10 protein-coding genes are annotated in these 14,192 nt (G+C 70.9%); 5 read left to right on the top strand and 5 right to left on the bottom strand.

The genetic code is table 11. From position 1 onward, the window contains the following. Positions 1-16 precede the first annotated feature (16 nt). Complete coding sequence (locus tag IPI43_21985) at positions 17-2,110, bottom strand: ATP-binding cassette domain-containing protein (protein ID MBK7776768.1); 2,094 nt, start codon at positions 2,108-2,110, stop codon at positions 17-19. Positions 2,111-2,215: 105 nt separating this feature from the next. Between IPI43_21985 and IPI43_21980 the strand changes: the two genes are divergently transcribed. Together IPI43_21980 and IPI43_21975 are read left to right on the top strand one after the other, a co-directional pair. Continuing rightward, the gene (locus tag IPI43_21980; GenBank protein ID MBK7776767.1) at positions 2,216-3,391 is read left to right on the top strand and encodes a hypothetical protein; all 1,176 of its coding nucleotides are present in this window, start codon (positions 2,216-2,218) and stop codon (positions 3,389-3,391) included. Between the two features lie 52 nt (positions 3,392-3,443). Continuing rightward, entirely contained in the window at positions 3,444-4,241 is a 798-nt protein-coding gene (locus tag IPI43_21975; protein ID MBK7776766.1) for a class I SAM-dependent methyltransferase, read from the top strand. Between the two features lie 43 nt (positions 4,242-4,284). Here IPI43_21975 and IPI43_21970 read toward each other — a convergent pair whose 3' ends face one another. From IPI43_21970 to IPI43_21955, 4 genes are all read right to left on the bottom strand, one after another. After that, positions 4,285-4,851: a hypothetical protein gene (locus IPI43_21970; protein MBK7776765.1), complete on the bottom strand. Its 567-nt coding sequence runs from the start codon at positions 4,849-4,851 to the stop codon at positions 4,285-4,287. Continuing rightward, entirely contained in the window at positions 4,809-7,841 is a 3,033-nt protein-coding gene (locus IPI43_21965) for an AAA family ATPase (protein MBK7776764.1), read from the bottom strand. Before IPI43_21965 ends, IPI43_21970 begins: the two co-directional genes overlap by 43 nt. A 5-nt stretch (positions 7,842-7,846) precedes the next feature. Further along, positions 7,847-8,245, bottom strand: a complete 399-nt coding sequence (locus IPI43_21960; protein MBK7776763.1) for a protein kinase — start codon at positions 8,243-8,245, stop codon at positions 7,847-7,849. A 61-nt stretch (positions 8,246-8,306) separates the two neighbouring features. Continuing rightward, on the bottom strand, positions 8,307-8,867 hold the full coding sequence (locus tag IPI43_21955) for a hypothetical protein (protein ID MBK7776762.1): 561 nt from the start codon (positions 8,865-8,867) through the stop codon (positions 8,307-8,309). A 192-nt stretch (positions 8,868-9,059) separates the two neighbouring features. On the opposite strand from IPI43_21955, the gene IPI43_21950 reads away from it, so the two are divergent. From IPI43_21950 to IPI43_21940, 3 genes are read left to right on the top strand one after another with little or no spacing between them, the layout of a single operon-like run. Beyond that, the gene (locus tag IPI43_21950; GenBank protein ID MBK7776761.1) at positions 9,060-10,259 is read left to right on the top strand and encodes an imelysin family protein; all 1,200 of its coding nucleotides are present in this window, start codon (positions 9,060-9,062) and stop codon (positions 10,257-10,259) included. Positions 10,260-10,261: 2 nt separating this feature from the next. Beyond that, positions 10,262-11,686, top strand: coding sequence for an HTTM domain-containing protein (locus tag IPI43_21945; GenBank protein ID MBK7776760.1), 1,425 nt, complete (start codon positions 10,262-10,264; stop codon positions 11,684-11,686). An 8-nt stretch (positions 11,687-11,694) separates the two neighbouring features. After that, a complete protein-coding gene (locus IPI43_21940) occupies positions 11,695-14,175 on the top strand; it encodes a TonB-dependent receptor (protein ID MBK7776759.1) in 2,481 nt (826 codons plus the stop codon). Positions 14,176-14,192: the final 17 nt, after the last annotated feature.

Raw genomic sequence — 14,192 nt, 5'->3', positions numbered from 1 at the left:
GCGGAGCGCGATCGGTTCAGCCCGCTTCGAGCTTCTTGCGCTCGGCCTCGAGCTGCTCTTGCACCTCGGACCAGGTCTCCATGGCCACCTCGAGTTCGGCCTGCACGCGCGTGACCGAGCCCAGCAGCGTGTCCCGTCGCGCGGCGTCGCCATAGACCTCGGGGGTGGACAGCTCGGCGTTCACGGCTTCGAGCTTCTGCTCCAGCTCCGCCACGCGCTTCTCCAGCTCGGCGGCGCGCTTCTCGAGCGGGCGCAGTGCAGCCGTGCGGCGCTTGCGGTCGTTCTGGTCCTCGCGGCGGCGGCCCTTGTCGGGCTCTGCGGCCGGGGCGGCGGTGCGCGCGGGCTCCTGTGGACGCTTGCCGTTGGTGGCGGGCATGGCCTGCACGGGCACCTTCACGGGTGCCTTGCTGGGTGTGCTGTTCCCGGGCGCCTTCTTCTCGGGCACGGGCGCGCCGCTCACGGCCACGGGCGCTTGGTCACGCTGCAGGCAGCTGGCCATGTACTCGTCGAAGCTGCCCGGGTACTTGAGGACGTTGCCGCCCTCCACGATCCAGATGGTGGTGGCCAGCGACCGGATGAAGCCGCGGTTGTGCGAGACGAACAGCAGCGTTCCGTCGAACGTGTCGAGCGCCTCGGCCAGCCGCTCGCTGGACACGAGGTCCAAGTGGTTGGTGGGCTCGTCCATGAGCAGCACGTTGCCCGGGTTGATCATGAGCTGGGCCAGCGCCACGCGGGCGCGCTCGCCGCCGGACAGCACGCCGATGCGCTTGTCCACCTCGCGCTCGCCGAACAGCATGGCGCCCAGCACCGAGCGGATCTGCTGGTGCGGCGCGTCCTTCGCGCAGTACTTCACCTCTTCGTAGACGGTGGCCTCGCGGCGCAGCGTCTCGGCGTGGTGCTGCGCGTAGTAGCCGATCTTGGTGTTGTGCCCGAACTCGAAGCTGCCCGAGGTGGCCTCGAGCTCGCCCGCCAGCATGCGCAGCAACGTGGTCTTGCCGGCGCCGTTCACCCCCAAGAGGGCCACACGCTCGCCGCGCTGCACGTGCTGGTTCACGCCCTTCAGCACCTCGAGGCCGCCGTAGGACTTGCCGAGGTCCTTGGTCTCGAGCGCCACCTTGCCGCTGCGCTCGGTGGGCGGGAAGCGGAAGCTCATGGACACGTGCTCGCCCTGCAGCTCCACGGTCTCCATCTTCTCGAGCTTCTTCACGCGGCTCTGCACCTGCGCGGCCTTGGTGGCCTTGCTGCGGAAGCGGTCCACGAACTTCTCGAGGTGCTCGCGCTCGCGCTCCAGGTTGCGCGCGCGGTTCTCGAGCAGCACGCGCTCTTCGTCGCGCTGACGCTTGTAGGAGTTGTAGTCCCCCGGATAGCTGCGCACGCCCTCGGGCTCGTAGCTGACCACCGTGGTGATCTGCTCGTTGAGGAACTCGCGGTCATGGCTGATGAGCACGAAGGCGCGCTCGTAGCGCTTGAGGAAGCCCGAGAACCAGGCCACCGACGGCATGTCGAGGTGGTTGGTGGGCTCGTCCAGCAGCAGCAGGTCGGGCTGCTGGAACAGCAGCGACGAGAGCACGGCGCGCATCTTCCAGCCACCGCTGAACTCGGACATGTCGCGCACGTGGTCGCTGTCCTTGAAGCCCAGACCCGCCATGATGCGCTTGGCGTGGTGCTCCGAGTACTCGCCGTCGAAGTGGGCGACGCGCTCGTGCAGGTCCGCGATGCGCCCGGCAGCCTCCAGCATGAGCTCCTGCGCGGCTTCGCTGTGGTCGCCTGCGGCGCTCAGCGCCTCGAGGTCGGCCTCGGCGGTGGCCAGGTCTTCGTCGAGGGACGCCCGCCCCGGGATGCTGTCCAGGATGAACGCCAGCAGCGGCTTGCCGCCCTCCACGTGCACGTCCTGCGGCAGGTAGCCCAGGCGCATGGTCTTGGCGCGGTGCACCGCCCCGCCATCCGGGATCTGCTCGCGGGCGATGAGCCGCAGCAGCGTGGTCTTGCCGGAGCCGTTGGGCCCCACCAAGCCGATGCGGTCCTTCTCACCAACACGCAGGGACAGCCCCTCGACGATCGGGCGACCGCCAAGGTGCAAAGAGACATCACTGAAGACGACGAGACTCACGGCCGGCTCATAGCAGGCAAGCTGCCTCGCCGCATGGTCTCGCTCTAGGGTATGCTCGCCGCGCCGTCGGTGAGAACGAATCTCGGTCGACGAGCGGAGGAATCCATGAAGCTCGCTTCGTCACTATCCGTATCTCTCTTGCTCGCACTGGCCCTCGGTTGTGGTTCTTCGGAGCCCGAGGCCCCGCCCGCACCTCCGGCCGCTCCGCCCGTTGCGCCTGCCGTCGCTCCCGCGGCTGCGGCTGACCCCGCTGCCCCGGCGGCCACGCCCGAGGCGGCCCCGGCCGCGCCTGCCGCTCCGGCTGCGCCTCCCACGCTGGCCGAGCTGATCACCACCACCACCGCCGTGGTGCCGGCCCCCGTCCAGCAGACGGGTGGCACCGTCACCGTGACCGCCAGCGTGTGCCGCCTGGACGGCCCGCCCATCATCGGCGACGACAGCTTCCTCTCCATCGGCCCCTCGGCGTGGGCCACCGACGGCTCGCTGTACCTGCTGGACAACGAAGCCAAGGTGCGGCGCTACACCGTGACCCCGGGCGCCGACTGCGTGCTGACCATGGACACCACCCTCGGCGAGGGCGGCCGCCTGACGCTGGGCGAAGGCATGGGCGGCGCGCCCAAGGGCATCGTCGCCGACGGACAGGGCCACATCTACGTGTCGTCCAGCATGCGCGGCACGCACCGTATCACCGGCACCACGGTGGACTACCACTGCGAGACCATGGGCGACCTCAGCGTCTCCCCCAATGGCCGCGACGGGTTCGCCAAGTGGATCGACACCGTCAAGCGCGTGACGTTCACCGACACGGGCTGCACCGTGGCGGACTGGACGCCCACCGACATGTTCGAGCGCATCGACTCGGTGAGCTTCTTGGACGCGCGCCGCATCCTGGTGGGCGGTCATGCGGCGGCCTCGAGCTCGCCGCACCTCGTGCGCATCTTCGACGTGAACGGGCGCCCGAGCGGCCCGGCCTTCGGTGACAGCAGCGACTCGATGAACGCCCCCGACCACTTCTGCCACGTGCACGGCGCCGTCGCGTGCGGCGACAACCTGTGCGTGATGGACGGCAACTGCCGGGCGCTGCGCATCTTCGACCAGCGCAACGCCATCATCGGGAAGATCGACCTCAGCCGCCTGGTGGGCGTGGACTACCCGTGGTTCCCGGCCATGACGCCGGTGCGCAACGGCACGGCCTACATCACGGTCAACCAGCAGCGTGGCGCGTCGCACCCACGTCCGGACATCTACGACGGCTTCGTGGTGCGCCTCAGCGGCCTCTGAAGCCCCCGGGGGGGTAGACACGCGCGAGTCGGGCCGTAGGCTGCCCGAGTCCATGAGCTACCAAGAGCAGAACAGGCGGATGTGGGACGAGCGCGTCCCCATCCACGTGGCGAGTGAGTTCTACGACGTGGCCGCTTGGAAGAGCGGCCGCTGCTCGCTCCAGCCGTTCGAGGCCTCGGAGCTGGGCTCGGTAGAGGGGAAGCAGCTGGTGCACCTGCAGTGCCACTTCGGCATGGACACCCTGTCGTGGGCGCGTCGCGGGGCGCAGGTCACGGGGCTCGACTTTTCGCGGCCGGCCGTGGACGCGGCTCTCGCGCTGGCCGCCGAGGCATCCCTGACGGCCCGCTTCGTGTGCGCCGACGTGTTCGACGCGCCGGCCGCGCTCGGGCAGCGCTACGACGTGGTGTACACGGGCATCGGTGCGCTCATCTGGCTGCACGACATCCGGCGCTGGGCCAGTGTGGTCCGGGCGCTGCTGAACCCCGGCGGTTGCCTCTACCTGGTGGAGTGCCACCCGCTGACCGACGTGTTCGAGGCGCGCAGCCTCACGGCCCAGAACAGCTACTTTCACGACCCGGCGGGCACCGTGTGGGACGAGCCCGGGACCTACGCCGACCAGGGCGCCGCGACGGCGGCCAACGTGTCCGTGGAGTTCCGCCACCCCATCTCCGACGTGCTGAGTGCGCTGCTGGAGCAGGGCCTGCAGCTCGAGCTGTTCCACGAGTTCGACCACACCGCGTTCGCGCGCTGGCCGTTCATGGAGCGCCACGCGGACGGGAGCTTCCGGCTGCCCGCTGGCATGCCGCGCCTGCCGCTGCTGTACTCGCTGCGCGCGCGCCTGCCCGCATAGCCGCAGAGGGGGCCTGCAACGAGTGAGCGCCTGACTCGAGCGCTCAGGCCCGCGTCTGCTGCGCCAGCAAGCCGGCATGTGCGGGCACGCGCTCACGCATGCGCGCTCGGGCGGCCTCGTCGGGCACGGCAGTGAGGAAGATCTCGAGGCGCGCCAGGCCCGCCACTGCGGCGCTCTCCGCTCCCGGCTGGTCACCTGCGGCGCGGCGCGTGAGCAGAAGCGTGAGGTCCACGATGGCGTCGCTGCCCTCGGCGAACGCCACGGGCACGCGGTCTCGCGCCGCGGCCTCGGCCAGTTCGCTCGCGCCCGCGATGTCGCCCGCAGCCAGCGCGATGCGTGCCTGCGCGGCGAGCGCCAGGCTGTGGTGGAAGCGGCTGGGCGCAAACGTGGCTGCGGCTACGCTCGCGCACGCGCGCGCCTCGTCGAGCTTGCCCAACTCGAGCAGCACCTCGGCCAGGTAGTAGCAAGCACCGGCCACCACGCTCCCGTGCTGGTGGGCCGCCCCCAACGACTCCGCGTTGCGGAGCGTGGCGTGCGCCAGCCCCAGCTCCCCCACGCGGCAATAGGCTAGCCCCAGGTTCTGGAGCGCATAGCCCTCCACCAGCGGCACGCCCAGCTCGGCCGACTCCTGTCCACCGCGCGGCGCAGCACCGTGACGGCGCGCTCGAACTCACCCATCTCCACCAGGCCATAGCCCCAGCGCACGCGCTGATTGCACGCATGCCGCAGGTCGCGCGCCCGGTCGTAGGCCTGCACCGCGCGCTCGGTCTCCTGCACGTAGGCCACCCAGTCGCCGGCGAAGTGCGCGCGCGCCGCGAAGGTGGTGTGCAGCCAGGCCGCCACCACGGGGCCGTCGGCCGGCAGCGTGCGCGCCAGCGTCTGCGCGCGGCTCAGCAGGGCGTCGGCGTCCTGCAAGCGCCGCTGCCCCAGCCGCTGGTGCGCGCCCCGGCACAACGCGATGAGCTTGAGCTGGGCCGCCGCGGCATCGCTGGGCGGCGTGGCCACCAGGAGCGCCAAGCAGCGCTCGAGGGCGCTCTGGTCCTTGGTCTGGCCCGCCGCGACGATGGCGCAGCCCAACACGCGGTAAAAGGCCTCCTCGCCCTCGGTGAGCAGCCCGAGCGCCTCCGTGGCGGGCCCCAGCGTGGCGGCATACGCCCCGCGCCAGCGCTGCGCCTCAGCCATCACGACGAGCAACCGTGCCCGCACCGCGCCGTGGTCCGCTTCCGCGGCGGCGCTGTCCCCTGCCAGCGCGAGCCCGCGCTCCGCGTGCCGCAGCGCAGCCTCGTTGTCGCACGCCTCGAGCGCTTGCTCGGCGGCCTGCGCCAGCGCCGCCGCCGCAAGCCCGTGCTCGCCCGCGGCCAGATGGTGCCCGGCGAGGGACAGCGGGTCGGCGATGGCGTTGTCCACCAGCCACTGACCCGCCAGCTGATGACCGAGGCGCCGGTCCTCGTCGGTGAGCATGGCGTAGGCGGCCTCGCGCACCAGGTCTTGGCGGAAGCGCCAGGTCCACTCCGAGGGCACGTCGCGCTCGTCCACCAGGTCGATGAGCTCCTGCTCCGCCAGGTGCTCGAGCGTGGCGTCGGGCGCGTCCGCGCGGCCCAGCAGGTGCCCCACGGCGCCGCCCCAGAAGCGCACGCCGAACACGCTCGCGGCCCGCAGCACGCGGCGCGCATCGGCGTCCAGGCTGGCGAGGCGCGCTTGCAGCATGGCGATGACCGTGTCGGGCAGCGCCGCGGTGGGGCTCTCGATGGCCGCGCGCAGCATCTCTTCGAGGAAGAACGCGTTCCCGTCCGCGCGCTCCACGATGCTGTCGAGCACCCCGCGGCTCGCCACGCGGCGACCCTCCGCGCGCACCCCTTCGACGACCGCGTCGACCAGCTGCTCGCAGGCTTTCTTGGTGAGCTTCGTGAGGCGCAGCGTCTGCGGCTCGCGGTCGTCCCAGAGGCCCGGGAACTGCTGCTCGAGCTCCGGTCGCCCGAGCGCGATGACGAACAGCGGGGCATCTTCGAGCTGACGCAGCGCGTGATGCAGCAGCTCGCGCGAGGGGTGGTCGCCGTGCTGGAAGTCGTCCAGCACCAGCACCAGCGGGGCGCGTTCCGTCGCGGCCCGCAGCAGCTGCAGCATGGCGCCACGAATGGCGTCGGCCATCAGGGTGGCGTCGGCGCGGGCAGCCGCCAGCGCCTCGCTGGCCTCGTTGGGGAACGGCGCACGCACCATCTCGCCCAGGAAGAACAGCGCGCTGCGCAGCTCGGTGCCTCTCAGGAACCTGCCCAGGAACTGCGCCAGCTTCACCTGCTTCACCGCCACGGGGTCGGCCTCACGCACGCCGGCAGCGCGGCGCACCAGGTCGCCCACCAGGCCGTAGGGCGCCCCCACGCGCATGGCGTCGGCGCGGCCCTCCCAGAGCTGCGGTGCGGCAGGGCTCGCCAGGTCTGTGCCCTGCATGGCGTCGAGCGCCTCACGGACCAAGCGCGTCTTGCCCGAGCCTGCGGCGCCCACCACCACCAACGCGCGCGCCACCGGCTCCTCCACGCACTCGTGGAAGAGCGCCGCGATCGCAGCGAGCTCCCTGCGGCGGCCCACGCACGGCACCTCCACGCCCAGCAGACGGCGCGCGCCGGTGCGGGCCACGTGCACGTCCACCAGCTCGTGACGCTCACCGCCCAAAGGCCGGCACTCGAAGCGACGACCGAGCAAGCTCTCCACCACGCCGTCGATGTGCACGCGGCTGGTTCCGTCGCTCGGCGCTCCGTCGCCTCCCTCGCTCGCGCCCGCCCCGGCCGCCAGCCCGGCCAGCAGCAGCGCGCCGCGCTCGAGGGCCTCGCCCACGGGCACCACGCTGCTGACCAGCGACTGACCCGCCACCACCGCGATGGGCCTCCCGCGCACCACCTCGCGCAGGGCCAGGGCACAGCGCGCCGCACGGTTGGCCTGGTCTGTGGGCAGCTCGCCGGGGAAGGTGGCCACCAGCGTGCCATCGGCCAGCAGCTCCGCGTGGCCCCCGTGCTGCCGCACCACGTCCACCATGGGCGCGCGCGCGTCGAGGCCCACCCCGGAGGCCAGCGTGGGCGCGTACACGGAGGCGGACTCGCCATCGCCGGCCACGAACACCACGCACACCAGCCGGCGCTCGGCGGCGCCCAGCGAGCGCGCGGGCTGCGACAGCCTCCGCACAGGGTCCGTGGTGGGCAGCGGCAGCGCGTCGAGCGCGTCCAGCACGGCCCGCGCATCCGGCAGGCGTCGCTCGGGGTCCTTCTGCAGCATGGCGTGCACGAGCGCGCTCACGCCGTCGGGCAGGCCCTCCACCAGCTCGTCGATGGGCGTGGGCTCCTCCAGCAGGATCTTGGCCAGCACCGCGATGGCGCTCTGCCCCTCGAGCGGCGGCCGCCCCGCGATGAGCTGATAGAGCACGGCGCCCAGCGCGTACACGTCCACGCGCGCGTCCACCTGGCGCGTCCCGCGCGCCTGCTCGGGCGCCATGTAGTGCGGCGTCCCAATCGTCTCGCCCGTAGCCGTCAGCGTGACGGCTCCCTCGCCGCGCACGAGGCCCCGCGCGATGCCGAAGTCGAGCAGCTTCACCTGCTCCGGGTCTCCGTTCACCAGGATCAATTGCTGGGCTTGATGTCGCGGTGGATGACGCCGCGCGCGTGCGCCGCCGCGAGCCCACGCGCCGCGCCGCGCAGCACCTGCAGCGCATCGGCGAGGTGCAGCTCGGTCTCGTCGGGCGCCACGCCCACCACCCACTCCATGGCCAGCCACGGCGCACCCTCGTGCGGCAGCCCGTGGGCCACGTAGCCAACGATGTTCGGGTGCTGGAGCGACTGAAGCGTCAGCGCCTCGCGCTCGAAGCGGGCCCGCGCGGCGTCACCCGCGAGCGTGAGCGTCTTGAGCGCCACCTGCCCGCCCGTGCGCTGATCGGTAGCGAGGAAGACGGCCCCCATCCCTCCCTCGCCCACCTGGCGCACGAGCACGAAGCGGTCCGCGACTTTGTCACCCGGCGTCATCTGCCAGGGAGCCTACCACCGCGTGCGCACCGCGAGAGCGCGCGCGCACGCGGCGCGTGGTTCACGGCATCACTTCGGTCAGCTCGGTCACCAGCAGCTGCCCGGTGATGCGGTCTTCCGAGTTGTAGCTGCCGATCCAGATGTCGTACTGACCGGGAGGCGCGTCGGCCAGGTCGACTACCGGGTTCAGACCCGACGCGTCGTCGTTGCAGTGCCAGTTTCCCTGGCCGTCGTTGATCACGAGCGTGCCGTCGGCGCCGTCGGCGGTCGGGCGAAAGGCGAAGCGCAGGAAGCCGGACATCTCTTCGAAGTTCACGATGACGTCGGGCTGACCGGTGACCCAGCCCGCGCACCCAGCGCCTGCGTTCGAGGTGGAGGCGTCGATCCCGCCGCCGGAGACCACGTCCACCGTGTACGGGTCGGGCATGAAGCCGGAGGTGAGGTTGTGGACGCCGAAGTTGGCGACGGTGCCGCCGGGGGTCAGCTCGCCCGCGGCCATGATCGGCTGCTGGGTCTCCTCGACCGCCGTGGTGGTGGAGGCGGGCTCGGAGGTGGCTGCAGCGCCGCCGCAGCCGGAGAGGAGTGCACAGAGGCCGAGGACTGAGATGAGGGGTCGCTTCATGGGATCTTCCTGGTGGGAGGTCGGAGGTCGGCGCCGAAGGTCGGCCAAGTCCGCACGCGTGGCAACGGATTTTTCCCGGCATGGGGCCGAGGGACTTCTTGATCACCTCGGAGTCGACTGCTAGCACTCCGCGTGTTATTGAAAGTGACTTTCATCATCTTGAGCGTCCTCCAGCCCCGCGCACGCCTACGTATGACCATCCCCCACACGCCCTCGCGCTTCCTGCCGAGCCTCACCTTGGTGCTCGCTTCCTTCTATATGCCGCTGGCCGTCGTGGGCTGTGGCAGCAGCGAGGAGCCGCTGCTGGGTCGCCGCAGCGAGGTGCTCGCGGCGCTCGGCACCAACGTGATGCTGCCCAGCTACCGCACGCTGCAGACGCGCGCCACCGCGCTGGACACGGCCATCGCCACGTTCGTCGCCAGCGGCCTGCTCGCAGACCGGACCGCGGCGCAGGCGGCGTACCGGCTGCTGATGGAGTCCATGATGGAGGTCGAGCTGATGACCGCGGGGCCGCTCGGCGCGGCGACGCTGACCCCAGGCGGGCAAGACCTGTTCGACGAGATGTACTCGTGGTCCGTGGTGCCGCTCAGCCTGTGCGGCGTGGACCGCTTCTTGGCGGGCGCCACGCACCAGGACGCCACGGTGTTGGGTGCCGAGCCGCTGAACATCCGCGGCCTCGGCGCCATCGACTACCTGCTCTTCGTGGACACCACAGCGAACGCCTGTGGTGCCGCCGCCGAGATCAACACCAACGGCACCTGGGCCGCGCTGGCGGCCGACCCCGCCGCGCTCGACGTGCGGCGCGCCCAAATGGCCAGAGTGCTGAGCACGCAGGTCAAGGCACACGCCGACGCGCTGGTGGCGGCATGGGACCCGGCCTTCCTGCAGGAGCTCACCGCCCCCATGCGCGCGGGCGCGCTCTATCGCAGCGCGCAGGAGGGGCTCAACGCGCTGGCCGACGGGCTCTTCGTGCTGGATCAGATCACGAAGGACATGCGCATCGGGCGCCCTGCCGGCCTGAGCGAGTGCACCACGGCCACCTGCCCGGAGACGCTCGAGTCGCTGTACGCCGGTGACAACAAGGAGCGCATCCTGCACAACCTGATCGGCTATCGCCTGATGATCACGGGCGGCGACGGCTTGGGCTTCGATGACTTGCTGGTCGACGTGGGCGCGAGCGCCTTCGCCACCGACATGCTGGCGCACATCGACGCGGCCATCGCCGCGGTGGGCAATGTGGACGGCACGCTGGCCGAGGCGCTGGTGTCCGACCTCGACGACGTGCGCGCGCTGCACGCCGCGGTGCAGCTCTGCACCACCGACCTGAAGACCACGTTCCTGGCCACGCTGTCGCTCGATCCGCCCAACCGCGCGGGCTCCGACAACGACTGACCATGTCCGCGCCGAGCCTCGTCACGCGTGTCCGTGAGCGCCTCTCGAGCGAGGTGGACATCGCGTCCGTCGCGGTCTTCCGCGTGCTCTTTTTCGGCCTGATGTGCGCGTCGTCCGTGCGCTTCATGGCCGAGGGCTGGGTAGAGCGCTGCTTCGTGCAGCCCTCGTTCTTCTTCCACTACTGGGGCGCCAGCGCCGTTCAGGTGTTGAGCCCCAGCGCCATGATGACGCTGCACGTGGTCATGGCCGTGTCCGCCGCGCTGGCGTGCGTGGGGCTGCTGTACCGCGTCGCCGCGCCCGTGTTCTTGCTCAGCTTCGTCTACGTGGAGCTGTGCGACGTCAGCAACTACCTGAACCACTACTACCAGGCGGCGCTGCTGGCCCTGCTGTTCTGCGTGGTCCCGGCCCACCGCGCGCTGTCGCTGGACGCACGCCTGCGCCCTGGTCTGCGGCGCGACACGCTGCCTGCCTGGTGCCTCTTCGTGCTGCGCTTCCAGGTGGGCGTGGTCTACGTGTTCGCGGGGTTGGCCAAGGCGCAGCCCGACTGGCTCCTGCATGGGCAGCCGCTGGGCATCTGGCTCGCCGCGCGCACCGAGACGCCGCTCTTCGGCCCGCTCTTCGGCCTGCCACACATGCCGCTCATCATGAGCTGGGCGGGCTTCCTGTTCGACAGCACCATCGTCTTCTGGCTGCTGCTGCGCCGCACGCGCCCCTATGCGTATGCGCTGGTGATCGTCTTCCACGCGCTCACGCACGTGCTGTTCCACATCGGGATCTTCCCGTTCCTGATGATGCTCTCGGCGCCCATCTTCTTCGACGCCGACTGGCCACGGTATGCGCTCGCGCGCCTGGGCAGAGCACGCAGCAGCGCTCCACGGCTCATCCAGCGAACGGTGGCCAGCCCCACGTCGGCACGCCTCACCGCGCCGCTCACGCTGGCGCTCGCCCTCTACATGCTGGTGCAGGTGGCCCTCCCGCTGCGCGCCCACGCCTATGGCGGCAACGTGCTCTGGCACGAGCAGGGCATGCGCTTCTCGTTCCGCGTGATGGTGCGCAGCAAGACCGGCGCCGTGACATACCGCGTGCGCGCGCGCGGCCTGGTGAACGAGCAACGGGTGGAGCCCTGCCGCTACCTGAACGCGCTCCAAGAGCGCGAGATGGCCGGTCAGCCCGATCTCATCCTGCAGCTGGCGCATCGCATCGCGGCCGACTACCGCGCGCGCGGCCATGAAGACGTGCAGGTGCGCGCCGACGTGTTCGTGTCCCTCAACGGGCGCCCCAGCCAGCGCCTGATCGATCCCGACGTGGATCTCGCTGGTGTGCGCGACGGCCTCAGCCCCGCTCGCTACATCCTGCCGGCCCCCACCACGCCCCCTCTCCACACGCCACCCCCGCCTCGAGCTCGCACGCTCGCGCTCGGTCGATGACTTGCCCCATGCGCCGACTCACCCTGCTGACTCTCCTCCTCGCGCTCTCCTCGCCGGTGGCGCAGGCCCAAGCTCCCGAAGCGCCCGCCCCCGATGCCCCGCGGGACGCTGCCCCCGACGTGGACGCGGACACCGCACCGTCAGAAGACCCGGATCCGGACGCACCGCCTGCCCCCGATGAGCCGCCCGCCGAGACCCCTGCCGAAGGGGCGGAGGAAGAGGAAGACGCGCCCATCGACTGGAGCGCGCTGTCCGAAGAGCTTGCGGAAGAAGAAGCCGAGCCGCGCGAAGAGGAAGCCGAGGACGAAGAGGGATCCGAGGACGACGGCGCGGGCGACGAAGATGAGGAGGACGACGAAGACGACGACTGGGTGCTGGACGCCTACGAGGTGCGCGCGCCCATCGACCCCTTCCGCACCGGTGGCTCCGTGCAGCAGCTCTCCGCAGAGACGCTGGACGCCTACGACTACGATGACGTGAACAGCGCGCTCCAGCAGGTGCCCGGCGTCTACGTACGCCAGGAAGAGGGCTTCGGCCTGCGCCCCAACATCGGCCTGCGCGGCACCACGTCGGACCGTAGCCGCAAGGTCACGCTCATGGAGGACGGCGTGCTGTTCGGCCCGGCGCCGTACTCCGCGCCCGCCGCGTACTACTTCCCCATCTTCTCGCGCATCGTGGGCGTGGACGTCTACAAGGGCCCGGCCGCGGTGCTCTTCGGGCCCAACACGATCGGCGGCGCCATCAACCTGCGCACGCGCGAGGTGCCCACCACGCCCGAGGGACGCTTCGAGCTGTCTTACGGCCGCTTCCAGTACCGCCGCACGCACTTCTACTACGGCGGCAGCAGCCGCCACGCGGGCATCTTGTTCGAGGGCGTGCACCTCGGCACCAACGGCTTCCGCGACATCGACGCCGGCGACCCAGACACGGGCTTCAACCGCAGCGAGTTCATGTTGCGCAGCTTCGTGCAGACCACGCCGGGCGAGCCCATCTTCAACCGGCTCGAGCTCAAGCTCGGCTTCTCGCGCGAGCGCAGCAACGAGACGTACCTCGGACTGTCGGACGAAGACTTCCGGGACAACCCCTACCGGCGCTACGCCGCGAGCCAGCTCGACCGCATGACGTGGTGGCGCACGCAGGTGGAGCTCCGCCATCACTTGGTGATCGGCGAGCACGTGGACTTCGTGACCACCGCCTACCGTCACGACTTCCAGCGCACCTGGCGCCGCCTCAACCGCTTCGTGGGCGAGCGCGACGGAACGGGCCCCTCCCTCTTCGACACACTGAACAACCCCACCGGCGGGCGCGACACCTACTACCGTGTGCTCTCCGGGGAGCGCGACTCCACGGAGTTCGGCCCGGAGCACGACCTGCTGGTGGTCAGCAACGCGCGCCGCTTCGTCTCGCAGGGCATCCAGACGGAGCTCCACGCCACGTTCGGCGAGGCCGTCGAGCAGGAGCTCATCGTCGGCCTTCGGCTGCACTACGACGAGATCGACCGCAACCACGTGGAGCGCGCGTACTCGTTGATCGCGCAGCAGCTGGTGGCCAACGGCGACGACCCGAGCACCATCACGCTGAACGAGGGCTCGGCCACCGCGCTGGCGGGGCACGCCGCGTACTCGCTTTCGTACCGAGGGCTGACCGTGAAGCCCGGCATCCGCATCGAGAGCATCCGCGCCACCCTGCGGGACGAGCTCGCCGCCGGCGGCCCGCGCAGCTCGACGCAGACGTACCTGGTGGTGCTCCCTGGCCTCGGCGCCACCTACGAGCTCACCGAGCACGTGGCCGCGCTGGTGGGGGTGCACCGCGGCTTCAGCCCGCTCGCGCCCGGCGCCGGGGACGACGTGGAGATGGAGACGTCCATCGCCTACGAGGCGGGGGTGCGGGTCCAACACGAAGAGCATGGCCTGAGCGGCGAGCTGATCGGGTTCGTGAACGACTATCAGCAGTTCGTGACCCAGTGCGGTGGCAGCGGTGGCTGCGACGCGATGGACCTCGACCGGCAGTTCAACGCGGGCGACGTGCTGATCGGCGGCGTCGAGCTGCAAGCGGCCTACGAGCTGGACCTGGGCCACGACCTCACGCTGCCCATGCACCTCTCCTACACGTTCACGCGCGCCACGTTCCGCACGGCGTTCTCGGAGTCGGGCGACCCTCAGCTGGGCAGCGTGCGCGTGGGTGACCCCGTGCCCTATGTCCCGGAGCACCAGTGGTCGCTGCAGCTGGGCCTGCACCACGAGGACTGGGCCGTGAACGCGTCGGGCACCTACGTGAGCGCGATGCCCGAGGTCGCCGACAACTCCGTGCGCACCGAGGGCTACCTGATCGTGGATGTCACCGGCAGCTACACCGTGCTCGAGCGCTTCGACGTCACACTACGGCTCGAGAACGTGACCAACGCACAGCCGCTGGTGTCGCGCCGGCCGTTCGGTGCCCGCGGCTACCGGCCCTTCATGGTGCAGGTGGGCGTCGAGGTCCCGCTCTGAGCCAGCCCGCAGCGGCC

It is taken from the genome of Sandaracinaceae bacterium, from assembly GCA_016706685.1.
Classification (GTDB): Bacteria; Myxococcota_A; Polyangia; order Polyangiales; family Houyiibacteriaceae; genus JADJJE01.
The sequence above is the reverse complement of the archived record's forward strand: the minus strand, read 5'-3'. Positions and strand labels throughout refer to the sequence as shown.